Annotated in this window: 21 protein-coding genes and 1 pseudogene; 8 read left to right on the top strand and 14 right to left on the bottom strand. The window is 71.1% G+C overall.

The window, feature by feature from the left end; genetic code table 11:
- Positions 1 to 80: 80 nt before the first annotated feature.
- From ACF08F_RS07100 to ACF08F_RS07075, 6 genes and pseudogenes are all read right to left on the bottom strand, one after another.
- On the bottom strand, positions 81 to 1,217 hold the full coding sequence (locus ACF08F_RS07100; protein ID WP_392297475.1) for a tyrosine-type recombinase/integrase: 1,137 nt from the start codon (positions 1,215 to 1,217) through the stop codon (positions 81 to 83).
- Between the two features lie 821 nt (positions 1,218 to 2,038).
- Positions 2,039 to 4,135, bottom strand: a complete 2,097-nt coding sequence (locus ACF08F_RS07095) for a heavy metal translocating P-type ATPase (RefSeq protein WP_392297474.1) — start codon at positions 4,133 to 4,135, stop codon at positions 2,039 to 2,041.
- Positions 4,136 to 4,274: 139 nt separating this feature from the next.
- Positions 4,275 to 4,607, bottom strand: a pseudogene (locus ACF08F_RS07090) (ArsR/SmtB family transcription factor); the annotation flags it as partial.
- Between the two features lie 28 nt (positions 4,608 to 4,635).
- Positions 4,636 to 5,043, bottom strand: coding sequence for a hypothetical protein (locus tag ACF08F_RS07085; RefSeq protein WP_392297473.1), 408 nt, complete (start codon positions 5,041 to 5,043; stop codon positions 4,636 to 4,638).
- A gap of 44 nt (positions 5,044 to 5,087) precedes the next feature.
- Entirely contained in the window at positions 5,088 to 5,279 is a 192-nt protein-coding gene (locus ACF08F_RS07080; protein ID WP_392297472.1) for a hypothetical protein, read from the bottom strand.
- A 3-nt stretch (positions 5,280 to 5,282) separates the two neighbouring features.
- On the bottom strand, positions 5,283 to 5,405 hold the full coding sequence (locus ACF08F_RS07075) for a hypothetical protein (RefSeq protein WP_392297471.1): 123 nt from the start codon (positions 5,403 to 5,405) through the stop codon (positions 5,283 to 5,285).
- A gap of 252 nt (positions 5,406 to 5,657) precedes the next feature.
- On the opposite strand from ACF08F_RS07075, the gene ACF08F_RS07070 reads away from it, so the two are divergent.
- The 4 genes from ACF08F_RS07070 to ACF08F_RS07055 all read left to right on the top strand — a co-directional run bounded on the left by ACF08F_RS07070 (position 5,658) and on the right by ACF08F_RS07055 (position 8,859).
- Complete coding sequence (locus ACF08F_RS07070; RefSeq protein WP_392297470.1) at positions 5,658 to 6,326, top strand: hypothetical protein; 669 nt, start codon at positions 5,658 to 5,660, stop codon at positions 6,324 to 6,326.
- 215 nt (positions 6,327 to 6,541) lie between these two features.
- The gene (locus ACF08F_RS07065; RefSeq protein WP_392297469.1) at positions 6,542 to 7,276 is read left to right on the top strand and encodes a cytochrome c oxidase assembly protein; all 735 of its coding nucleotides are present in this window, start codon (positions 6,542 to 6,544) and stop codon (positions 7,274 to 7,276) included.
- Entirely contained in the window at positions 7,273 to 7,944 is a 672-nt protein-coding gene (locus ACF08F_RS07060) for a DsbA family protein (RefSeq protein WP_392297468.1), read from the top strand. Before ACF08F_RS07065 ends, ACF08F_RS07060 begins: the two co-directional genes overlap by 4 nt.
- A 96-nt stretch (positions 7,945 to 8,040) precedes the next feature.
- Positions 8,041 to 8,859, top strand: a complete 819-nt coding sequence (locus tag ACF08F_RS07055; protein WP_392297467.1) for a sulfite exporter TauE/SafE family protein — start codon at positions 8,041 to 8,043, stop codon at positions 8,857 to 8,859.
- Here the strand turns inward: ACF08F_RS07055 and ACF08F_RS07050 are convergent.
- Genes ACF08F_RS07050 through ACF08F_RS07040 form a run of 3 tightly spaced genes read right to left on the bottom strand, consistent with a single transcriptional unit; the run spans position 8,844 to position 11,037 of the window.
- Entirely contained in the window at positions 8,844 to 9,188 is a 345-nt protein-coding gene (locus ACF08F_RS07050) for a sulfurtransferase TusA family protein (RefSeq protein WP_392297466.1), read from the bottom strand. The two genes, ACF08F_RS07055 and ACF08F_RS07050, sit on opposite strands and share 16 nt — an antisense overlap.
- On the bottom strand, positions 9,185 to 10,363 hold the full coding sequence (locus tag ACF08F_RS07045; protein WP_392297465.1) for a cysteine desulfurase family protein: 1,179 nt from the start codon (positions 10,361 to 10,363) through the stop codon (positions 9,185 to 9,187). Before ACF08F_RS07045 ends, ACF08F_RS07050 begins: the two co-directional genes overlap by 4 nt.
- Positions 10,360 to 11,037 (bottom strand): ArsR/SmtB family transcription factor, encoded by a 678-nt coding sequence (locus tag ACF08F_RS07040; protein ID WP_392297464.1) that lies wholly within the window; start codon positions 11,035 to 11,037, stop codon positions 10,360 to 10,362. Before ACF08F_RS07040 ends, ACF08F_RS07045 begins: the two co-directional genes overlap by 4 nt.
- A 108-nt stretch (positions 11,038 to 11,145) precedes the next feature.
- Here ACF08F_RS07040 and ACF08F_RS07035 point away from each other — a divergent pair, with 108 nt between their 5' ends.
- The 3 genes from ACF08F_RS07035 (at position 11,146) to gcvH (ending at position 14,357) form a co-directional block, all read left to right on the top strand.
- Positions 11,146 to 12,528 carry a rhodanese-like domain-containing protein gene (locus ACF08F_RS07035; protein WP_392297463.1) on the top strand — a complete coding sequence of 461 codons (1,383 nt, stop codon included), beginning with the start codon at positions 11,146 to 11,148 and terminating at the stop codon, positions 12,526 to 12,528.
- Positions 12,525 to 13,817, top strand: coding sequence for an MFS transporter (locus ACF08F_RS07030; RefSeq protein ID WP_392297462.1), 1,293 nt, complete (start codon positions 12,525 to 12,527; stop codon positions 13,815 to 13,817). The genes ACF08F_RS07035 and ACF08F_RS07030 overlap by 4 nt, the downstream gene beginning before the upstream one ends.
- A gap of 156 nt (positions 13,818 to 13,973) precedes the next feature.
- Positions 13,974 to 14,357 (top strand): glycine cleavage system protein GcvH, encoded by a 384-nt coding sequence (gene gcvH / locus ACF08F_RS07025; RefSeq protein ID WP_392297461.1) that lies wholly within the window; start codon positions 13,974 to 13,976, stop codon positions 14,355 to 14,357.
- Positions 14,358 to 14,719: 362 nt separating this feature from the next.
- On the opposite strand, the gene ACF08F_RS07020 is transcribed toward gcvH, so the two are convergent.
- Positions 14,720 to 15,046: a tyrosine-type recombinase/integrase gene (locus ACF08F_RS07020; protein WP_392297755.1), complete on the bottom strand. Its 327-nt coding sequence runs from the start codon at positions 15,044 to 15,046 to the stop codon at positions 14,720 to 14,722.
- Positions 15,047 to 15,312: 266 nt separating this feature from the next.
- Complete coding sequence (locus ACF08F_RS07015) at positions 15,313 to 16,548, bottom strand: PucR family transcriptional regulator (protein ID WP_392297460.1); 1,236 nt, start codon at positions 16,546 to 16,548, stop codon at positions 15,313 to 15,315.
- A gap of 311 nt (positions 16,549 to 16,859) precedes the next feature.
- Between ACF08F_RS07015 and ACF08F_RS07010 the strand changes: the two genes are divergently transcribed.
- Positions 16,860 to 17,468, top strand: coding sequence for a helix-turn-helix domain-containing protein (locus tag ACF08F_RS07010; RefSeq protein ID WP_392297459.1), 609 nt, complete (start codon positions 16,860 to 16,862; stop codon positions 17,466 to 17,468).
- 135 nt (positions 17,469 to 17,603) lie between these two features.
- On the opposite strand, the gene ACF08F_RS07005 is transcribed toward ACF08F_RS07010, so the two are convergent.
- From ACF08F_RS07005 to ACF08F_RS06995, 3 genes are all read right to left on the bottom strand, one after another.
- Positions 17,604 to 18,968: an NAD(P)/FAD-dependent oxidoreductase gene (locus ACF08F_RS07005; RefSeq protein WP_392297458.1), complete on the bottom strand. Its 1,365-nt coding sequence runs from the start codon at positions 18,966 to 18,968 to the stop codon at positions 17,604 to 17,606.
- A 179-nt stretch (positions 18,969 to 19,147) separates the two neighbouring features.
- Entirely contained in the window at positions 19,148 to 20,206 is a 1,059-nt protein-coding gene (locus tag ACF08F_RS07000) for a dihydrodipicolinate reductase (protein WP_392297457.1), read from the bottom strand.
- A gap of 204 nt (positions 20,207 to 20,410) precedes the next feature.
- Positions 20,411 to 21,859, bottom strand: coding sequence for an APC family permease (locus tag ACF08F_RS06995; protein WP_392297456.1), 1,449 nt, complete (start codon positions 21,857 to 21,859; stop codon positions 20,411 to 20,413).
- Positions 21,860 to 22,267 lie beyond the last annotated feature (408 nt).

Genomic DNA, 22,267 nt, shown 5'->3' with positions numbered 1-22,267 from the left:
CTTCCAGGTCAGCACGTTGAGGGCGACAACTTCAAGAAGATCTCCTCGCACGTCGAAGGCCACAGTCGCTCTACCGTCTCTCAGGCTGCTTCCCAGAGGCCGGCCTCCAGGATCCGGGCGGCCTTGGTGATGCTGCCCGGCATCAGGTGCCGGTAGGTCCGGTACGTCTCCTCGATGGACTTGTGGCCCATCCATTCCGCGACGTCGGTGATGGGGATGCCGTTCCCGAGAGCGTTCGAGGCGAAGTAGTGCCGGAACCCGTACATTCCCACCCCCTCCTCTGGCGGGAGATTCTCGAAGAGCCTCTTCACCCGACGCCGCTCCATGCCCTCGGTGAAGTAGCCACCCGGACCGCGCAGCAGATACCCGTCCTTCGTCGTGCCGTGCTTCTCCTCGTAGCGCTCGACCGCCTCCCGCACCGACCGAGGCAGGGGAACCTCCCGGAACTCCCCCACCTTGCGGTGCTTCAGCTTCGCCGGCCTCAGCGTGTTGGAATGGATCTGCTCACGCACCCGGTAGACATCCCGGGCCACGACATTGTTGACGTTCACCGCCCGTGCCTCGCCGTTCCGCAGGCCGCATCCCGCCATCAGCACGATCTCCAGCGCGAGGTCCTCATCAGCAACGGCCAGCGCCTTCGTCACGTAGTCAAGGGACGGGATGACCACCGTTCCCCGCACATATTCCGGCTCCTGGACCCCCTTCACCGGATCGTCGGCCATGGCCCCCTTGCCGTAGGCGTCGCGCAGAATCGTCTTGAGCGTGCGGAAGATGTTCATCTGGTTCCCGCGGCCGACCCCGTCACTCTCCATCTCGTCCAGGAAGCGCTCGACCACGATCGGCGTGACCGAGTTCAGCTTCCGCGATCCCAGACGCGGGACGATGTGCACGTTGATCGAGCTGTCGACGTGCCAGCCCGTGGAGTAATCCGTCATCTTGCGCTGCCGGGGCCGCCACTGCTTCGCGTACTCCTCGACCGTCAGCTGACCCAGCTCGCGGCGGGCCGCCGCCACCGACGGCGCCGTGGTCTTCTTCTCCGCGTACAGCTGCGTGAGGCGCTCGATCGCCTCGTCCTGCGTGGCGTAACCGGACTCCTCGCGCTGCTTGCCGAGCGCATCCCGGAAACGGATCAAGTACGGGTGAGGGCAGCGAGTCGGCTTCGGGCAGCCGCAGTCCTTGAAGAAGGACCCCATGCCACGGGCGAGCTGTCGGGCCATGTCACGCACCATCCGTTCCGGCCCAAGAACCTGCTCAGGCGCCGCACTGTCGGTCGCAGATCAGCAAGCGGGGACACGTCCGGGACGCATGCTGACCGTTTGCTGACCTGAGGGGGGCACATGATGCCCCTGACCTGCGGCAACGCCAAATAGCTAGATCTTGGACTTGAACAGAGTACGCAGCACTTGGGACTCCTCTGGGACGGCTCCCTGCCTGCTTCGTGCAGGTCAAGGGCGGTCCCGACTGTACACCGGCACGCGCCGGACGATGTTTGTGAGGAACATCGCTCCGGTCGGGCACTATGGGCCCCACCTGGGCTTTCATACCGTCACCCATGCCCGCTCAGGCAGTCGTCCGCGAACGCTCGGCGACTCACGCTGACCGAATGCTGACTTGCCTGATGATCCATCAAGCATGCAGGAGACCGCTCCGGACAGACGGACGACGTGCGTCCGCGGTCGGCGCAGCGACGCGTTCGGCCTGCTGATGCGAGACGCAGGCGGACCCGTAGCGCCTCAGGCCGCGTCCCAGAGGCCTGCGTCCAGGGACCGAGCGGCCTCCCGTCATGCTTTCTGAGGAGCGACTCGCCTCCTTCGGGGCGAGTGGCCGCTTCCGAATCGGCCACCGGGGCAGAGCCACAGCCGCGTTTCCATGCGGGCCCAGGGATGAGCCGCGACTGTGGCCGGCGTCCAGGACGGCCGGATCTTCATGGGCGAGAGCGCGGCCGAACGTCAGTCCGCGCACACCGCCCGCATGCCGGTGGATCGGCCCACTCCGCCCTGTTCGTGCGGCACGGCGGAGGGTGCGGGGTGCACGCCATTCAGTCGTTGCCGCAGCCGGAGCAGCAGCCTCCAGCCGTCTTCGCGGCCGGGGCGGACCCGAGGGGCAGGAGTGCCCGGCCTGCTGCGGGGGCGAGCGGGCCGATCGGGGCCGGAGCCGGCTGGACGGGCACCCGGCTCTTGGCCATGGCGGTCCGCAGCGCGGTGGCCGTGCGTAGGGCAGGGTGATGGGGGAAGTTGTTCCTGCGGCCGGCGCGGATGCCGTTGCCGATGACGAGGACCTCGGCCAGTTCGTGGCTGGCGACGACGGTGGCGAGGCCCAGGACACCGGTGGCGGCGAGGGGGACGAGGGCGGCGAGTATGCCGCCGGACATCAGCAGGTTCTGGGTGAAGATGCGGCGGGCCGCCCGGGTGTGGGCGAGGGCGTCGGGCAGGCGGCGCAGGTCCTCTCCCATGAGGGCGATGTCGGCGGCCTCGACGGCGACGTCGCTGCCCATGGCGCCCATGGCGATGCCCGCGTCGGCGGTGGCCAGGGCGGGGGCGTCGTTGATGCCGTCGCCGACCATGGCGACGGGACCGTGGGCGGCGCGGAGTTCGGTGACGATGCGGGCCTTGTCCTCGGGGAGGAGTTCGGCACGGATGTCGTCGATCCCGGCGGCGGCGCCGATGGCGGCGGCGGTGCGGGCGTTGTCACCGGTCAGCATGACCACCCTGACGCCCTGGGCGCGGAGCGCCTTCACCGCGTCGGCGGCCTCGGGGCGTATCTCGTCGCGGACGGCGAGCGCGCCGAGGAGCCGGCTGTCGTGTTCGACGAGGACGACGGTGGCTCCGGCGTCCTGAAGGCGCAGCACGTCGTCGGCGAGGGGGCCGGGGGCGACGAAGCCGGGCTTGCCGAGGCGGGCGGGGTGGCCGGCGACGGTTCCGGTGAGGCCGTTGCCGGGGACGGCTTCGGCGTCGTCGGCGGGGATCACGGCCGTGGAGTCGGCGGCGGCCAGGACGGCGGCGGCGAGGGGGTGTTCGCTGCGCGCCTCCAGTGCGGCGGCCACGGTCATGACGTCCGCGCGGGTGTGACCGTCGGCCGGAACGACGTCGATGACGGACGGCTCGTTACGGGTGAGGGTGCCGGTCTTGTCGACGGCGACGACCCTGACCTTGCCGAGGGCTTCGACGGCGGCGCCGCCCTTGAGCAGGACGCCCGCCTTGGAGGCGGCGCCGATCGCGGCGACGACGGCGACCGGCACGGACAGCGCGAAGGCGCAGGGGGCGGCGGCCACGAGGACGACGAGCGAGCGCTCGATCCAGACGCCCGGGTCGCCGAAGAGGCTGCCGAGGGTGGCGATCAGGGCGGCGAGGACGAGGACGCCGGGGACGAGGGGTCGGGCGAACCTCTGCGCGAGGCGCTGGCTGGCCCCCTTGCGCTCCTGGGCCTCGTGGACGGTGTGGACCAGGCGGGCGAGGGAGTTGTCCTCGGCGGTGGCCGTGACCGTGATCTCCAGGGCGCCCGCGCCGTTGACGCAGCCGGCGAACACCTCGGCGCCGGGACCGGCTTCCGAGGGAACGGACTCGCCGGTGACCACGGAGGTGTCGAGCACGCTGCGACCGGCGGTCACGATGCCGTCGGTGGCGATCCGTTCGCCGGGCTTGACGAGCAGGGTGTCGCCGACGCGGAGTGCGGCGGCGGGGACCTCGGTCTCCACGCCGTCGCGCCGGACGGTCGCCGTGGCCGGGACGAGATCGAGGAGCGCCCGCAGGCCGTGCTGGGTGCGGGCGACGGCATAGCCTTCGAGGCCTTCGGCTATGGAGAAGAGGAAGGCGAGGGTGGCGGCCTCGCCGTACTCGCCGAGGGTGACGGCTCCGGCGGCGGCGATGGTCATCAGCAGGCCGACGCCGAGGCGTCCCTTCGCCAGGCCCCGCAGGGTGCCGGGGACGAAGGTGGCGGCGCCGACCACGAGGGCGGCGAGCGCGCCGGCGGTGGCCCAGCCACCGGGGAGCAGCAGGGATATCCCGAGCAGGACGCCGGAGAGGGCGGCGGCCTGGAGTTCGCGCACCTGCCAGACGGCCGAGGGGGGTGCGGTCGGTTCGGCGGCGGAGGGCGGGGCGGCGGCCGGGGCGTCGGTGCCGCAGCAGACGTCAGCCACGGGACACCTCCGGCACGTCGGCAGTGACGGTGTCGGCGGTGCCGCAGGCGTCGTCCGCGTCACAGACGTCCGCGGCGCAGGCGTCCGCGGCGCAGGCGTCCGCGGCGGGGCTTCCGGCGTAGTCGTCCGGGGCACAGGGCTCAGCGCTCGCGGCTGCCTGGTCGACCAGGAGGACCAGCGAGGCCAGCTCGGAGAGCGCGTGGGCGAGCCGGGGATCGGCCAGCTCGTAACGGACCCGACGCCCGACGGCGACGGTCCGCACAAGGCCGCACCCGCGCAGGCAGGACAGGTGGTTCGAGACATTGCCCCGCGTCATGCCGAGGGCGTCGGCCAGGTCCGAGGGGTATGCGGGGGCTTCGAGCAGGGCCAGCAGCAGCCTGCGGCGGTTCTCGTCCGCGAGGGCCGTGCCGACCCTCGCCAGTGCCTCGGCATCCACGGCGACCGCGAGGCCGGACGGGTTCGATGTCTCCATGGGAGCAGACAGTACAGCGCCTACTGAATTAAATGGAGAGTGAATTCAGTAGATCCTGAATCAAGCAGCTGCTGCAGCAGACGGCCACCGAGGTGTCCACCGGGTCTGCCTGCGCGCCGTCTGTCGTGGTCCGGCGCTCGGCCACGGCGAGCGCGGCTCCCACCCACGCCATGCGGAGGAGGACCCCGGCGACCACCGCGAGGACCACGGGCACCACGGCCTCCGGAACCGGCGAGACCGCCGTCAGAAGCAGCCCGACCGCCGGGCTCAAGGCGGCCACCGGTAGCCGAAGCTTCAGCCTGCCGGGCTCCGCGCCGAGGAGCACCGCGAGGGCCAGCCCCTCGCCCACCGCATGCAGCACGAGTCCGACGACCAGGGGCACCGAGGGGACCAGACCGAGCGGAGCGCCCTCGACCACACGGTGCACGGCAATCACCCCGGCGGCTCCCCGGCCGCACCCGGAGCGATCCCTGCCGGGCCTCAGCACCTTCGCCTGACATGGGCGACGACCAGAATCCCGGCGCACCCCGCCGCCCCGCACCACCACAGCGAGACACCGGCCTCGCGCGCACCCGCCCACACCTCCGGAACGATGTCCGCGAGGGCGAGCGCGAGCATCGTGGTCGCGGCGAGCGCCGGCCACAGACCCCGGCGCGCCCGGAAGCGCCGCACGAGTCACGCCCCGCCCAGCGTGCCCAGGCAGATCAGGCCCGCCGCGGCCCAGCCGCCCGCGCCGACGGAGCGCCGGTCGGGCAGGGACGACGCTGCCGGGGCGAGGACCTCGAAGACTTCGATCATTCCGCAGCCCTAGCAAAGGAGGGCCGGGAGCCCCTCGTGGACCCGGCGCCGCCGAGGCGGCGTACACCCGATCGACTCACACGCCGCTCCCCACGTACGTGTATGGCCCTTTACGTGCGTGGCCCCTGCGCCCGCTGTACGTGTGTGGCCCCTGCGCCCCCGCCGGCAGCGGGCCGGTACGCTGCGTTGCGACCCTCCGTCGTACCGCGCGTCCTCGGTCGTCCCGGAACGCTCCCCCGCCGAAAGCCCGCCATGCCCGCTCTCCCCCTGCCGCACGGCCCCCAGCCGTGGGCCGGAGCGCTGCGCGGGGTGCGGGCCGGAGTGCTGGCGGTTCTGTGTGTGCTGCTGCCGGTCGGCGGACACGTCCTGCTCCAGGGGCACACCCCGCGCCTGCTCGCCCTGGTCCTGGTGGTCGTGCTCGCGCTGTCCCTGTGCCTCGTCCTCACCCGGCGGCGGCTCACCGACACCCAGCTGCTCGCGGCGTTCGCCGCCGCGCAGGCCGCGTACCACGTCTGCTACGTGATCCCCGGCGCCTGTGCGACACTCACCGACCCACCGAGTGGCGGGCATCTCTCCGGGCTGGCCGAGCACGCGGCCGCCGGCCCGGGCCCGTCCGTCCTGCTCGGCGGCCATGCCGTCACGCTCCTGCTCGCCGCACGACTGCTCGGCACGACCGAGTCGCTGCTCGTGCACGCCCGGCCTCTCGCCGAATCCACCCGGCGGATCCTGTGCGCTCTCCTGCCGCTGCTGGCGGTCGTTCCGACAGCGCAGGGACCCCTGCGTCGGCCCGGCACCGCCGTCGCTCCGCTGCGGCCGGCCGCCCTCGCGTATCCACGCCCCGGTCGTGCCCCTCCGGCTCCCGCGTATCTCCCGAACCCGTTCCGGCCGTCGGCCGTGACCGGCTTCCGCCTCGCGGCCTGACGCCTCGCCGTCCGACGCCCCGACGCGGGTGAGTGCCGGCGCGCCCCGTGCGGCCTCCTCACCACGCCGTCCCTCCCGTACGCATCCGGTACCGAGGCCCGGCAGAGAGCTCTCCTCACCATGCGCATCAGGCACGCGCGCGCCGCCCGTACGGCGGCACGCTCCCTCCTCCTTCCCGCCGCCGTCACCGGCCTGCTGGCGATCGCCTCCTCGCGATGACCGTGCCCATCCTGCTGGTCCTCGGCGCCCCGGCGACGCTCGCCCTGCGAGCACTGCCGACTGCCTCCAAGGACGCACCGGCCGGTCCGCGTGAACTGTTGCTGAAGCTGCTCCACAGCCCCTACGTGAGGGTGATCTCGCATCCGGCGGTCGCCGGTGTGCTGTTCATCGGCTCCGCGTTCGCTGTCTACCACACCTCTCTGTTCGAGACGCTGATGCGCGGTCACCTCGGGCACCTGGCGATGCTGGTGCACTTCCTGGCCGTCGGGCTGCTGTTCTTCTGGGTGATCATCGGGATCGATCCGGAGCCGCGCAGACCTCCTCACCTGGGGCGGCTGTTCGTGCTGATGCTCACGATGCCGTTCCACTCCTGGTTCAGCATCTCCCTGATGAGTTCCACCGAACTCCTCGCCGAAGGCTGGTGGACGGCCGTCGGCCGCACCTGGGGACCGTCGCTCGCCGACGACCAGTACAACGCGGGCGCCATCGCCTGGGCCACCGGCGACATCCCCGTCCTGATCACCACGATCATCCTGGCCGTCCAGTGGGTGCGCTCCGACGCCCGCGAGGCCCGCCGCGTCGACCGGCGGATCGACCGGGGCGACGCCGGAGACCCGCTCGCCGCGTACAACGCCTACCTCGCCGCCCTCCACGGCCGCGACAGACGGACGGCGCCGGCACGGCCTCTACCCGAACCCCGTCCCGTACCCCCGACCGAAGGTTCCTCATGAAGAACGTCAAGAAGCAACTGCTCGCCGCCCTCGTCCTGGTGATCGCGCTCGCCGTCGCGTTCGGCTCCTTCCTCATCTTCCGCCCACAGGCGGACGGCGGCGGCACACAGGCCCTGCCGGCACCTGCCGCGGACGCCCGTGTGGTCCGCGACAGCAGCCACCGCCTCACCGACCCGGCGAAGAGCCGTGTCACCGTCGTCGAGTTCCTCGACTTCGAGTGCGAGGGCTGCGGAGCCTTCCACCCGGTCATGGACCGGCTGAAGAAGGAGTACGGCGACCGCGTCACCTTCGTCGCCCGCTACTTCCCCATGCCCGGCCACCGCAACAGCGGCTCCGCCGCACGCGCCGCCGAAGCGGCCGCCCAGCAGGGCCGCTTCCGCGAGATGCACGACAAGCTGTTCACCACGCAGCGCGAGTGGGGCGAGGCCCAGGAGTCCAAGGACGCCGTCTTCCGCGAGTTCGCCCGGCAACTCGGCCTCGACATGAAGCGGTACGACACCGACGTCGCCTCCAGCCGCACCGCCGAGCGGGTCGCCCTCGACCAGCGCGACGGCGTGGCCCTCGGCGTCCAGGGCACCCCGACCTTCTTCGTCGACGGCGAGAAGGCCTCGCCGCGAAGCTACGAGGACTTCAAGGCGCTCATCGAGCAGCGTCTCGCCACGCGCTGAGCGGCGTCGGCCGCCGCTCGTGAACGTCGTGTTGCAGACCGGCTCACCCGTCTCCGGGCGGGCCGATACTGGGCGGACGCACGAGCGGCGGGGGGCATGGGGAGTGGATGGACGACGAGTGGGAGCGAACTGACGGACGGCGGGCTTCTGGTCGTCGGCTTCCTCGCCGGGCTGTTCATCTCGACGGTGACCAGTCCTGTCGGAGTCTCCGGCGCCGTGTTCCTGCTGCCGGTGCAGCTGAGCGTGCTGGGGGTGCCCCATCCCGCGGTCACGCCCACGAACCTGCTCTTCAACGTGGTCGCCGGGCCAGGCGCCCTGTGGCCTCACCGCAGGACCGGCGCCCTGCGAGACGACCTGACCCGGCGTCTGCTCCTCGGGGCGCTCCCGGGGGTCGTCGTGGGCGCCGCCCTGCGGGTGTTCGTCCTCCCGGGACCGGCCGTGTTCCGGGTGCTGATCGGCTGCCTGCTCGTACCGCTCGGCGTGTGGCTGTGCTTCCGTTCCCTGGTGCCGGCCGGCCCCTTCGCAGGTCTCGTCCCCAGACCCCGGACGCTGCCCGCCCTCGCGCTCGCGGTGGGCGTGGTGGGCGGTGTCTACGGCATCGGGGGCGGTTCCCTGCTCGGCCCGCTCCTCGCCGCCCGCGGCCTGCCCCTCGCCCGGGTGGCCCCCGCGGCGCTGGCCACCACCTTCGCCACGTCACTCGTGGGGGCGGGCGCGTACGCGGTCCTCGCTCTCCTCAGCCCGGGTGACGTCGCGCCGGAGTGGTGGCTCGGTCTCGCGTGCGGTGCCGGCGGGCTGGTCGGCGGCTACCTCGGCGCCAGGCTCCAACCCCACGTCCCGGAGACGGCGCTGCGCCTCCTGCTCGGTGGAGTCGCGGCCACTCTCGGTGGGCTGTACGTGGCTCAGGTGCTCGGCTGACCCACGGATCCGCCCGAGGTCGTACGGTGCCAAGGGGCGTCCGGGCAGGTGGCCAGGGCACCGGCGACGAGCCGCAGGGCGTAGACGGACCGGCCCGCCGGATCGGGTACGGGACCGAGGTACTCGTGGCCGGTCATGTGGCACCAGGCGGGCAGATCCAGTGGGGCGGCGGGGTCGGTGGCGACGATGTGGACGACGGTGCCCGGTGCGCTGCCGTCGATGTCCTTGCGCAGCCGGAGCAGGAGGGTGACGCAGAGCAGTCCGGTGCCGTCGACGACGAGGTCCGGTGCGGGAGTGCGGGCGTCCAGGGGGTCGGGGAACGCTGTCACAGCGCGGCGGCCCCCTCGGTGAGAGCGGCGGCCGCCGTCTCGATCTCTCCGGGTGTCGTCCAGCGTCCGAGGGAGAGCCTCACCGCGCCGAGCGCGCGGGCGGGTTCGAGGCCCATGGCGCTCAGGACGGGCGAGGGGGTGTGGGAGCCGCTGTGACAGGCCGAGCCCGTCGAAGCGGCGATTCCACTGGCGGCGAGGAGCTCGTGGCCGAGGAGGCCGTCGATGCTGACGTTCAGGGTGTTGGGGAGGCGCTCGCGCTCCGGGCCGTTGAGGTGCACACGGCCGGGAAGGGCGGCGGCGAGTCGCGCGTGGAGGTCGTCGCGCAGGGCGGCGAGGCGGGCGGGTGCTCCGTCGGCGAGTTCCTCGGCCGCAATACGGGCAGCCGTGCCGAGGGCCACGGCCAGGGCCACGTTCTCCGTACCGGCGCGGAGGCCGCGTTCCTGACCACCGCCGTAGACGACGGGTTCCAGGCGTACGCCCTCGCGGACGTAGAGCGCGGCGGCACCTTTCGGGGCGTACATCTTGTGCCCGACGACGGTGAGGAGATCGACACCCAGTACCTCGACGTCGATCGGGATCTTGCCCACGGCCTGGGCGGCGTCGCAGTGGAACAGCGCCCCGCGCCCGTGTGCGAGAGAGGCGAGTTCGGTGATCGGCTGGAGGGCGCCCGTCTCGTTGTTCGCCGCCATCACCGACACCAGGACCGTGTCGTCGGTGAGCACGTCGGCCAGCGCCTTCGGGTCGACGAGCCCGCGCCCATCGACGGGCAGGACGGTCACGCGTGCTCCGTGCAGACGTTCCAGCGCGCGGCAGGTGTCCAGGACGGCCGGGTGTTCGGTCGCCTGGGTGATCACGTGGGGGCGCGGGCGGCCGGAGGCCAGCACGGCACCGCGCAGCGCGAGGAGGTCCGCCTCAGAGCCGGAGGCGGTGAAGACGATCTCATCCGGCCGGGCGCCGAGGAGGCGGGCGACCCGGGTGCGGGCCTCAATGAGCGCCTGGCGCGGCACCTCGGAGAAGGAGTGGCCGCTGGAGGGGTTGCCGAAGAAGTCGGTGAGGTGCGGGAGCATCGCCTCGGCGACCCTCGGGTCCACGGGCGTGGTGGCGTTGTGGTCGAGGTAGACGGGACCGTGGGCGAGTCCCGGGTGCGAGGGCCGATGGTCGGCTGCGGCGCTCACGCGAGGTCCGCCGTGTCGACGGGCAGTTCGGCGAGGCGCCACTCCACCATGCCGTCGTGGAGGCGGATAGCCTGCCGTCCCCGCTCGGTGAGCAGGCGTACGGCGTCGTAGGCCAGGACGCAGTACTCGCCGCGGCAGTAGACCACGATCTCGGTCTCCTCCGGCAGCTCGGCGATGCGTGCGGCGAGTTCGTCGACCGGGATCGACAGGGCACCGGGGATGTGTCCGGCGAGGTACTCCTCCACGGGGCGGACGTCCAGGACCACGACGCTCCCGGCCGCTACCCGTGCGCGCAGCTCTTCGCGGGTGAGCTCGGCGTCGGCGTCGGGGCCGAGGTAGGCGTCGCGGGCGGCGGGGACGGCGGCCTGGTGACGGTCGGCGACCTTGCGCAGCAGGGTGAGGAGCTGGGCGACGTCCTCGCCGGCGAGCCGGTAGTGGATGCGTACGCCCTCACGGCGGGTGGCGACGAATCCCGCCTGCTTGAGGGTCTGCAGATGTGCGGACGCGGTGGTCAGGTTCAGTCCGGCCGCCTTCGCGAGCGCGTCGACGGTGCGCTCGCCCTGGGCGAGCAGGTCGAGCAGTTCCAGGCGCTTTCCGCTGGCCAGCGCCTTGCCACTGGCCGCGAAGGCGTCGTAGAGGGCGGCCTTGCTGCCGCTTGTGGTGGCATCCCGCATTGCTTCCTCCAAATATCTATGGATTACTGTAAATCATAGCGGCCTCAGAGCCCGCCCTCTTGGCTCTTCCCTTGGCCGTTCGCTTCGGCCGTCGCTCCGAAAGGACACATGATGGGCTTCGCCGACGACCACCTCATCCCGCTGGTCGATCAGGGGCTGGGCAACAGCGCCTACCTGGTCGACCTCGGTGACGGCCGGGCACTCGCGGTGGACGCGAGCCGGGACCTGCGGGCCCTGAAGGCCGCCGCCGACCGACGCGGACTGCGCGTCGCGTTCGCCGCCGACACCCACCTCCACGCCGACTTCCTCTCCGGCGCGCTCCAGCTCGCCCATGAGGACGACGCCACGGTCCTGGCCTCCACCGCAGGACGGCGGACCTTCGACCACCGGGGCCTCGGTGACGGCGACGAGGTAGACCTGGGCGGACTGACGCTGAGGGCGCTCGCCACACCGGGCCACACCGACGAGCACCTGTCCTTCCTGCTCCTCGACGGTTCACGAGAGCTCGGGGTCTTCTCCGGCGGCTCGATGATCGTGGACTCCGCCGCCCGCACCGACCTCCTCGGCGCCGACCGCGCGGAGGAGCTCGCCCGCGCCCAGTACCGCTCGCTGCGCCGCCTCACCGAGCTGGCGGACGCGACCGCCGTGTGGCCGACGCACGGCGCCGGCTCGTTCTGCTCCGCCCCTCCCGGCAACGAGCGCACGAGCACGATCGGAGCCCAGAAGCGGACCAACCCGCTCCTCTCCGCTGCCGACGAGGACACCTTCGTGAGCCTCCTCCTGGCGAGCCTCGGCTCGTACCCCGCCTACTTCGACCGACTCGCCGAGGCCAACCGGCGCGGCCCGGCGGTCCTCACGGCCTCACCGGACCTGCCCGGCCTGACCGCCGGCCAGGTCCGCGCCCTCCTCGCCGAAGGCGGCCACGTCGTCGACGTCCGCCCCGCAGCCGACTACGCGGCCGGTCACATTCCCGGCTCCCTCTCCATCCCGCTGCGCGGGCAGTTCGCGACCTGGCTGGGCTGGCTCCTGCCCGACACCGCCCCGCTCGCCTTCGTCACCGGCGACGACCAGGACCTGTCGGAACTCGTCTGGCAGGCGTACAAGATCGGGTACGAGCGGCTGGCCGGCCGCCTCGCCGGAGGCATGGCGAGCTGGACGGCGGCCGGGAACCCGCGGACCACCACTGCCTTCGTCACCGCCAAGCAGGCCGGTGACCGCCCCTACGTCGACGTACGACAGGAGTCGGAGTTCACCGCCGGCCATGTCCCCGGCGCCCACGCCATCGAACTCGGCGCCCTGATCACCACCGCGATCGACGCCCCGCGCGGAGCGGTCGTGGCCTGCGGCCACGGCGAGCGCGCGATGACGGCCGCCAGCCTCCTGGAACGCGCCGGCCACACCGACATCGCCGTCCTCGACGGCGGACCGGCCGACTACGCCGCCGCCCACGGCCAGAAGCTCGTCCAGGGAACCGAGGGCATGCCCGCGTGAACGCCATCCCCACCTCCACCGGAACCCCCACACCGACCGACTCCCACGGCCGTCCCGTACGCCTCGGCCTGCGCGAGAACCGTCTTCAGTTCACCCTGCTCGTCATCGTCAACATCTGCGTCGGCGGACTCGTCGGCCTCGAACGCACCACCGTGCCGCTCATCGGGTCCGAGACCTTCGGACTGACCAGCGACCTGGCCGTCTTCTCCTTCATCATCGCCTTCGGCCTGACCAAGGCCCTGACCAACCTGGCGGCCGGGGCTCTGACAGCCCGGTTCCGCCGCAAGCAACTCCTCGTCACGGGCTGGCTGATCGGCGTACCGGTCCCCTTCGTCCTCGCGTACGCCCCCTCCTGGGGCTGGATCGTCGCCGCCAACGTGCTGCTCGGACTCAACCAGGGCCTGACCTGGTCCATGACCGTCAACATGAAGATCGACCTCGTCGGTCCCGCCCGGCGCGGACTCGCCACCGGCCTGAACGAGGCCGCCGGGTACACCGCCGTCGGCGTCACCGCCCTGCTCACCGGCTACCTCGCCACCAGCTACGGCCTGCGCCCGGTACCCGAGCTGATCGGCATCGTGTTCGTGGTCGCAGGACTGGCCCTCGCGCTGGTGGTCCGCGACACCGCCGCGCACGTCGCCCTCGAACTCGCCCAGCACGCGAAGCCGCTGCCCTCCGGCGAGGACACCGGCCTCAAGGCCACCTTCGCCCGCACCTCCTGGCGCAACCGCTCGCTGCGCGGCGCCAGCCAGGCCGGTCTGGTCAACAACCTCAACGACGGTTTGACCTGGGGCGTCTTCCCGCTCCTCTTCACCGACCACGGACTCGGGCTGGCCGCCGTCGGCCTCATCAAGGGCCTCTACCCCATCCTCTGGGGCATCGGCCAGATCCCCACCGGCCACCTCGCCGACCGCATCGGCCGCAAACCCCTCATCGTCACCGGCATGCTCGTCCAGTCGGCCGGTTTCGTCGTCGCCCTCGCCCTGCTCGACAGACCCCTGCTCGCGGGCCTCCTCTCCGCGGTCTTCCTGGGCCTCGGCACGGCCATGGTCTACCCGGCCCTCATCGCCTCCATCTCCGACCACGCCCACCCGGCCTGGCGCGCCAACGCCCTGGGCACGTACCGCTTCTGGCGCGACATCGGCTACGCCGCCGGCGCCCTCGTCGCCGGCATCCTCGCCGACTGGCTCGGCCTGAACGCCACCGTCATCGCCGCCGCCGTCCTCACCGCCGCCTCCGGTCTCCTCGCAGCCCGCTGGATCACCGAGAACCGCCCCGGTACGCGCTGACCCCGGGAGTGCCAGGGCGGGCCGCACGGACTCGTTCGGATGAAAGCCGCGCCTTGATGGCATGGCGTCGAGCCCTCTGTTGATCACGGCGGTGGACTGCAACCGCATGGGGTGAATGCCCCCTGCGCTGAAGCCGCTGCAGAGCGAGGGGAAGACATGTCACAGATTCCGGAACACCTGCGATTCACGGAGTCCCATGAATGGGCTCAACTGGAGGACGACGGCGTCGTGACCGTCGGGATCAGCGATCACGCCCAGCGGGCGCTCGGCGACGTCGTGTTCGTCGAGCTCACCGAGGTCGGAAGGGTGTTCACCGCCGGCGATCCGGCGGGCGTCGTCGAATCGGTCAAGGCCGCGACGGACATCTACGCCCCGGTCGGCGGCAAGGTCGTCGCGGTCAACACGGAGCTCGCGGACAGCCCCGAGCTGCTCAACGAAGAGCCCTACGATTCGTGGATCTTCAAGCTGAAGCCCTCCGACCGGAGCGAACTCGACAGGCTCCTGGACGCCGCCGGCTACAAGACCTCGATCGACGGATGACCGCCCTTTCGGGGGTGACCACATCGGCTACCCCCGAAAGCACGACAGACGAGGCCGCGTCTTGGGCCTCGTCCTTCTCCTCGCGTGGCCACAGGCTCCATGCGTCGCGCACCAAGCGCGGCCAGGACTGCGAGGATCCGCCTCCGGACAGCTGCTGCCGGGGAGAATGAGCGGCCCTGGGAGCGGCGGGGGGGAGGGCCGACCGCAGAAACCATCGGCACCATGGAAGCTGCGGAAAGCAGCAAAGCCGCAGGCCAACACGGCTCGTGCAGGGATGTGCACAGGTCAGCGCGTTGAGGGCGACGACTTCAAGAAGGCCTCGTCGCCCCCCTCGACAGGTAATGTGTCGCTTCAGCCTCCCCTCAGGCCGCTTCCCAGAGGGCGGCGTCGAGGATCCGGGCGGCCTTGGTGATGCTGCCCGGCATCAGGTGCCGGTAGGTCTGGCAGCTCTCCTCGATGGACTTGTGGCCCATCCACTCCGCGACGTCGGTGATCGGGATGCCGCTGCCGAGGGCGTTCGAGGCGAAGTAGTGCCGGAAGCCGTACATGCCGCCGCCATTCTGCCGCGGATGGTTCTCGAAGAGTCGCTTCACACGGCGCCGCTCCATCGGCTCCGTGTAGTAACCGCTGGGGCCGCGCAGGAGGTAGCCATCCTTCGTGCTGCCGTGCTTGCCCTCGTAACGCTCGATGGCTTCCCGTACCGACCAGGGCAGGGGAACCTCGCGGAAGGCCCCGCCTTGCGGTGCTTCGACTTCGCCGGCTTATGCGTGTCGGAGTGGATCTGCTCACCGACCCGGTAGACATCCTGCCCCACGACGTTATTGATGTTCACGGCGCGCGCCTCACCGTTCCGCAGGCCGCAGGCCGCAGACCTGTCAAACGTCCAGGGTCGGAACCTACGCACGAGTACTGACGCTGCGCGGCAGATGCCGACCGCGGCCCGTTCTTCGTGAGTTCAGCTCGGAGCGATCGTCGCGATGTCAGGCGCGATGTCCAGCACCAGGAGCGCCGCCGCCACGTGGGTCGGGTTGTCCTCCACCTTGACGGTCGAGAGCTCGTTGGCGCGTGAGACGCGCCGTTCGACGGTGTTCCGGTGCGCGTAGAGGTCGGCGGCCGCCCGGGTGGTGCTGAAGCCGCACTGCACGTAGGTGAGCAGTGCCTGCCGCAGCGCTGTGTCGGCTTCGGCCAATGGCCCGAGGGTGTTGATGACGAACCGACGTGCGCCGGGCCGGTCCTTCGTGAGCGCGTCGATCAGCTCGACGTCGGCGTAGGCGGTGAATCGCCGGTCGGACCCCAGTCGGCTCACCAGCGCCTGGGCCGCGAGGGCGTCCTGGTGGCTGGAGCGGAATCCTTCGAGTCCGCGTCCCGGCCTTCCCACCGCCGCGCGGACCTCGCCGGCCGCCGCGAGGTCCTTCTCCACGTGGTGAAGGTCAGGGACGGTTTCCCCCGAGAGCCAGATCCACCGCGACGTGGCGCTGGCGCGCGCCACCAGGGCGCTCCGGCCTACGGCGGAGGAGCGCACGGTGGCGATCGCCTCGTCCAAGGCGTCGGCCTCCTGGGGATCGTCGACCCAGAGGACGAGACCCACGTGCCCCCGCGCCATCCGGTAGCGCAGGTGCCCTTCGGCGAGGTCCTCCGCCATCGGTGCCCCACTGGCGATCAGCTGGATCAGTGCGATCCCCTCGGCGTCCGTATTGCCCATCGCCGCGGCGAGGCCGGCCTGCCGTAGGGACGCGACGGAGTCGAGGGCGTACTGCACCAGCGACTGCGCCGTCACGTCCAGGACCCCCACGAGAAGATCGGGGTCCGCGCAGTCCGCCACGCATTCCTCCAGCCATCGCCGCCAACCGATCCCCAGGGCCACACGCCAGGCAACGGCGAAGTCGGGTGCGATGCCCCGGGAGACGAGGTCGTTGATGTACGCCGTGGTCCTCGGGCTGACGTAGGGCTCCACCCTCCGCCCAGGTTGCTGAACGTTCGCGGTCAACCACTGGACCACCTCAGAGCGGTTGAGCGCGCGATCCTCCTCGACCAGCGATGCGTCCGCGAGGAGAGCGGGATCGTTCTGGGCGACGAGAGAGGGCCTTGCGAAGGCGTCGATCAGGGCGTCCGTTTCCGTCAGCAGGCGCTGACACAGTGACCTGATCGCATCGGCGACCTCGCGGGAGGGCGGGGGCCACAGCTCTTCCATGTTCTCAGTGTCCCTCTGCTCTCGGGGAGCCGAGGCTCCCGACATGCCGTGCCACAGACAGATGAAGGGCTCGTCGGCGGCCTGGCCGACGTCGAGGGGGCGGGCCGTCAGCCGCTGTTTAGTGGCACTAAACGACGGTAGATTTACCACGCCCTCGCCGGCGCCACAAGGGGTTCACCCCCTCCGCGGGGGCGCACCGACCGCCCCTGGCGCGCATGGCTTAGCCTCGTGTCACGGAGAGGACTCGTCCGGGTCGGCCCGTCACCTGACAGGCACACGACCTCGGCCTCGGGACGGGCGGTGAGCACACCATGTCCATCGGTGACGGCGGGACGGCAGGCGGAGCGGAAAGGGGCGCCGCCGCCCTCGAAGCGTCCACAGGCGCGCAGCTGCGGAAGATCAGGCTCGACCGCGGGTTGTCGTTGACCGAGGTCGCGCACCGGGCAGAGGTCACCAAGGGCTTCCTGAGCCAGTTGGAGCGTGGGCTCACCAGCGTGTCCGTCCCGACGCTGCTGCGCGTCTGCGAGGTGCTGCGGATCGGGGTCGGGGAGCTGTTCGCGTACCCCGACGAGCAAGTCGTGGGCGGTGGAAGCCGGATCGGCATGGGCGGTGAGGGCGTGGCCGAATACCTGCTCACGCCCGCCGGCACCACGGCGTTCCAGGTCTTCCGTTCCGTGATCGAGCCGGGCGGGGGCACCGGAGGCCCTTATCGGCTCGACACCGCCACGATCTTCGCGATGGGACTGAGCGGCTCGACCCGTCTGATCGTCGGGGGCGAGACCCGGATGCTGTCGGCAGGGGCGTCCACCTCGTTCTCCGGGCAGACGCTTCACCAGTTCGACAATCCGGGTACGACGGTCAGCGAGGTGCTCTGGGTCCTGTCGCCTCCCCTGCCGCGCGCCGCGCGAGGACCCGCCTAGGTTCTGCCGTCGAACGTCAGGCGCACATCAGGAGTGGTGCGAGGGCGACGGCTGCTGCGCAGGGCTCGGCGGTCTTGTCATAGCGGGCGGCGATCTCCACACCACGCCCGCACGGAACGGACGCCACCCGCACCTTCAGAAGTCCCCGCGCCTGCCACGACGGAGCGCCCGCCGGGCCAGCTTCCTGCTGCCGTTGAAGAAGTCGTTGAACCGGTCCAGCCCCCAGATGGCCCGGAGGACGAACGGCTGCATCAGCAGTGACATCGACGGCGAGTACTTCGAGGCGTCCGACCAGATGCCGGCGAGGTCCTCCGGCATCTCGCCGTCGACGATGTAGTCGGCGAGCTGATGGGTCACGTACGGCACCTGGCAGAGGCCGTGGCCGTTGCAGGCCATCGCGTAGAAGACGTTGTCGCCCACCTGCCCGGCGACCGACAGCCAGTCCGGGCTGATGCCGATCCAACCGCCCCAGGCCCGCTCGATGGCCACGTCGGACAGCGACGGGAACCGGTTGGCCAGATCCTTCCCCATGTCCCGCACGACACTGGCGTCCGGGACCCGGTCCGGGAGCGGGTAGGTCTGGCCTCGCTGCGCTTTGCGGACCCCGCAGACGAGGGTGTTGCGCTCGGTGAGCCGGTAGTGGGTCATCAACTGGTGCTGGGTGATGATGCCGGACCGACTGGTCCAGTTCAGCGCGGCGAGCCGCTCCGGCGCGATGGGTTCCGACTCGATCTCGATGACGTACAGCGGCGTCGCGAGGTTCTTGGGCGTGATGTCCCACTCGCCGCCGTAGACGCTGGTCGCGAGCAGCACCTTGTTGGCCCGCACGGTGCCGTGCGGTGTCGTGATCTCGACGGTGCCGCCCGTGCGCCGGACATCGCTCACCCGCGTCCGCTCGAAGACCTTGGCCGAGGAGGCGAGCAGCGCGCGACGCACACCACGAGCGAGCTTGCCCGGGTTCAGCATCCCGCCGATGGATTCCCGCATCCCGCCCACGAAGCCGGCGGGGAGGCCGAGTTCCTCTCTGCTGCCGACGGTCCCGCCCCCACCGAAGGCGCGCAGGATCGCCGCCTGGGTACGCACCCTGAGCATCATGAGGGGTGAGACCGCACCCCACACCAGGCCGTTCGCCACGTAGTCGCAGTCGATGTCGTGCGTCTTGATGAGGTCTTCCACATAGCGGCCCGCGTGCTCCGCCAGTCTGGCCATGACCGGCATCTTCTTCGGCGACTGGAGGCTGAGCATCCGCAGGTCGCCACCCGGCGCCCCGGCGATCTGACCGCCGTTGCGCGAGGCCGAGCCGTAGCCGCAGAACTCGGCCTCCAGCAGGACGACGTCCTGGTCACGCTCCGCGAGGCGCAGGGCGGCCGCCATGCCACCCATGCCGCCGCCGATGACGGCGATGTCACAGGTGAGGTCGCCGTCCAGCGCGGGCCGCACGTCGTCCGGCGGGTCGATCCAGCCGGTGAAGCTGCTGTACTTCGTGCTGTCGGTCCTCATGCTGTCCCGATCTCCTTCCAGGTGGGGCGTCCGCCCCACTTCGTGCTCCGCGTCGAGGCGTGCTCGGCAGCACGCCCGAGCCCCCGTTCCCGGCCGGCGGATCGGCCGTGACGGGCGGCTCTTCGGCAAGACGCGTGAAGACGGCGAACAGGAGGTTCTTCGTCTTCCACGTCTCCGTCTCAGTCCTGGGAAGTCGTGGCCCCGAGCGAGGCCCGGTCCGCTCGCCGCTCTCCCTTGGCCGCGACCGAACGGGCGGGCAGGTCCCCCATCGACAGGAGACCGGGAGGCGCCTCGACGACCGCGGTGGAGGCGTTGACCGCCGCCGCGACGGTGCTGAGGAAGGAATCGAAGCCCACGGAGGAGCGGAGGTCGACGACCTGCTCCTCTCCGACGATCCGGTAGTCGTCGCCCGCGGCCACCTCGTCGGCCGGGTCGAAGAACCCGAACGTGATCTCCAGATCGATCACCACGTCGCCCTTGAGCACGCCCCGGGCGGCGTGAGTGACCGCCGCGATCTGCCCCGGTTCGATACGCATGTGGTCCCCGACGCGCGGCGAAGTCGTCACGACAGTGGGTTCGACCGCTCCGACGTCCACCGAGTCGAGATCCCATCCGAGCCCTGCCGCGAGCGCCCCGATGGCCTGCTCGAAGCCGTGATGTCCGACGACCTCGCCCCGGCTGCGCGCCGTCGCGAACTCGCGCAGGGTCAGACCGAGGCCGAACTTCGACAGGATCGCGCCGTAGCGTGACATGTTCGTGCGTCGGCGGATCCGCACGCTCTCCACACGCTGAGTCAGTGCGGTCAGGAGGAGAGGAAGGGTGTCCATCAGGATGCCCGGGTTCGCCCCGCTGCCCAGGACGGTCACGCCATGCGTCTTCGCCGTGTCGTCGAGCCGTCGGGCCAGTTCGGGGTGGCTCCGCCATGGATGGGCCAGTTCTTCGCAGATGCTCAGGACGTTGTACGAACGCTGCAGCAGCGGCAGCAGGACGTCGGCCGCCCTGTGCAGATCCGAGACGGTCGCCACGAGCGCGAGGTCGGCGGCGGGCAGCTCGGCCGGGTCGCCCACGATGACCACACCGTTCGCGGCGCCGCCAAGGAGCACCCCGAGGTCCTGACCGACCACGCGGGGGTCCTGGTCCACTGCTCCGACGATCTCCACGTCCACGCGTTGCAGCAAGGAGGAAGCGATGGCCCGGCCAGTGGCACCGAGCCCCACGATGACAGTCTGAATACTCAACGCACTCCTCTAGGCGCCCTGGTCGGCACGCCCTCGACACGGTGTTCAGCGAAACCGAACTTCACCTGTGGCGGTTGCCTCGTACCTCACTGTCGCCACCCACGACCACGGTGAGAACGACACCGAGCACCTGCTTCCCCTGGGGCTGGTGCACGGTGCACAGACCGGCCGGCCCCTGTGCTCATGAGCTGACCGGCACGTCGCTCAGAGCCGCTCGTAGACAGCCGGTCGGCGCGCTCGCAGGACGAGGGCCTGCACCGCGCCGGCCACGGCCGAGAGGGCGACGAGGCCGCCGATCACCCAGGCACCCGTGGTGGTGCCGACGAGGAGCGGGAAGTTGGCGACCATCAGGCAGACCACACAGGCCAGGCCGAGGAAGGCGACGCCCGGGGCCACGACCGTACGCCACACCGACTGCCGCCCGTCGGCGCGCCGGAAGAACCCGATGACCGCGAGGCTGGTGGCCGCCATCAGAAGGACGACGCCGAGGGTGGCGGCGCCGGAGAACCACGCGTACAGGTCCCCGATCGGGTCGAGGCCGAGCGTGGCGACGACGGCCGTGGTGACGAACGCGACCGCCGAGGCGACGGCCGAGGACGCCGACGGCGCGCGGTGCCGGGGGTGGACGACACCCAGCGACGCCGGCAGCGCGCCGGCTCGGGACAGCGCGAACTGGTAGCGCGTCACGACGTTGTGGAAGGCCAGTACGCAGGCGAACTGGCTGGTGATCAGCAGTAGTTGCATGGTGTCGGCCCAGACGGACCCGACGTAGCTCCGCGTCAGCGTGAGGACCAGGCCTTCGGGGTCGGCCTGCGCGGCTCCGACCACCGCGTCGACGCCGGCACCCACCACGATCGCCCACACGGTGAACGCGTAGAAGACTCCGATCACCAGGATCGCGACGTACGTCGCCCGCGGGACCGTGACGTCGGGGTCCTTCGCCTCGTTGCGGAACACGGCCGTCGCCTCGAAGCCGATGAACCCGAAGAGGGCGAACATGACGCCGAGCCCCAGGGAGCCGGTCCCCACGATCGACGGCGACAACGGTTCGGCCGTCAGGCCGTGGGCACCGCCGTGGCCCACGATGCCGAGGTCCATGACCAGGAGCAGCAGGGATTCCAGCACCAGCACGGCACCGAGCACCTTGGCGCTCAGCTCGATGTCGCGATAGCCGAGGAAGGCGATGACGCCCAGCGAGACGAGCGCCCACGCCCACCACGGGGAGCCGACGTCGGCGTACCGCTCGATGACGTTGCTCGTCGCGACGCCGACGTAGGCGTTCACCCCGACGAGAAGCAGTGTGTAGGAGAAGAGCGCGAGGGTCGCGGCCGAGAGACCGGGAATCCGGCCCAGCCCCGCCTGGACGTAGGCGTAGAAGGCGCCCGCGTCGCGTACCCGTCCGGCCATCAGTGTGAAGCCGACCGCGAAGACCAGCAGCAGCACGGTGGACAGCACGAAGTACAGCGGCATCCCGGGGCTGCCGCTCACGGCGAAGGCGAGCGGCACCCCGCCGGCCACCAGCCCGAGCGGCGCCGCAGCGGCGACGACCATGAACACGATCTGCGACACGCCGAGCCCACGGTGGAGCGGGTTGCCCGATCCCGCTTCACCGCCGGGTGCTTCGACGTGCCCTGTCTTGGAGAGGTCGGTCATCGCGACCACCTTTCGGCTCACGGGCAGGTACCGGCCCGTCGTGGATGGACAAAGGAGTGCGTGCAGCGGTACGCCTGCGCGAACGAACGGGTGCGGCTCCCTCGCAGCGGCTGAGCCGGAGCGGGAAGAGGCGGAACCTCCCGCCCGAGATGACGTGGCCCCGTACGGGTTCCGGGTCGTCGGCCGCTTCCACTCGGCCGCGATCGCGGGAGTGACGGCAGCGATCCCCCTCGGCTCGATACACCCGGGGGCCCGACGCGCAGCGAGGTCGTGACGACAGCTGGTTCGACCTCTGCGCACGACCGCGACGAGGTGTTTAGTACCACTAAACACCGGGGGCAAACCTCTATCACGCCGGTCTTGCTGCCGCGATGACTGCGGCACGACCGGCCGCTGGACGGCCGTCTC

Source organism: Streptomyces sp. NPDC015130 (assembly GCF_043080005.1).
Lineage (GTDB): Bacteria > Actinomycetota > Actinomycetes > Streptomycetales > Streptomycetaceae > Streptomyces.
Note: the sequence above shows the minus strand (reverse complement) of the source record. Positions and strands in the feature narration are given on the sequence as shown.

Coding starts and splice junctions, on each gene's coding strand:
- ACF08F_RS07055 (WP_392297467.1), top strand. CDS start 8,041: ATGGGGAGTGGATGGACGACGAGTGGGAGCGAACTGACGGACGGCGGG.
- ACF08F_RS07015 (WP_392297460.1), bottom strand. CDS start 16,548: ATGGAAGAGCTGTGGCCCCCGCCCTCCCGCGAGGTCGCCGATGCGATC.
- ACF08F_RS07005 (WP_392297458.1), bottom strand. CDS start 18,968: ATGAGGACCGACAGCACGAAGTACAGCAGCTTCACCGGCTGGATCGAC.
- ACF08F_RS06995 (WP_392297456.1), bottom strand. CDS start 21,859: ATGACCGACCTCTCCAAGACAGGGCACGTCGAAGCACCCGGCGGTGAA.
- ACF08F_RS07065 (WP_392297469.1), top strand. CDS start 6,542: ATGACCGTGCCCATCCTGCTGGTCCTCGGCGCCCCGGCGACGCTCGCC.
- ACF08F_RS07070 (WP_392297470.1), top strand. CDS start 5,658: ATGCCCGCTCTCCCCCTGCCGCACGGCCCCCAGCCGTGGGCCGGAGCG.
- ACF08F_RS07100 (WP_392297475.1), bottom strand. CDS start 1,217: ATGGCCCGACAGCTCGCCCGTGGCATGGGGTCCTTCTTCAAGGACTGC.
- gcvH (WP_392297461.1), top strand. CDS start 13,974: ATGTCACAGATTCCGGAACACCTGCGATTCACGGAGTCCCATGAATGG.
- ACF08F_RS07035 (WP_392297463.1), top strand. CDS start 11,146: ATGATGGGCTTCGCCGACGACCACCTCATCCCGCTGGTCGATCAGGGG.
- ACF08F_RS07040 (WP_392297464.1), bottom strand. CDS start 11,037: ATGCGGGATGCCACCACAAGCGGCAGCAAGGCCGCCCTCTACGACGCC.
- ACF08F_RS07075 (WP_392297471.1), bottom strand. CDS start 5,405: ATGATCGAAGTCTTCGAGGTCCTCGCCCCGGCAGCGTCGTCCCTGCCC.
- ACF08F_RS07060 (WP_392297468.1), top strand. CDS start 7,273: ATGAAGAACGTCAAGAAGCAACTGCTCGCCGCCCTCGTCCTGGTGATC.
- ACF08F_RS07010 (WP_392297459.1), top strand. CDS start 16,860: ATGTCCATCGGTGACGGCGGGACGGCAGGCGGAGCGGAAAGGGGCGCC.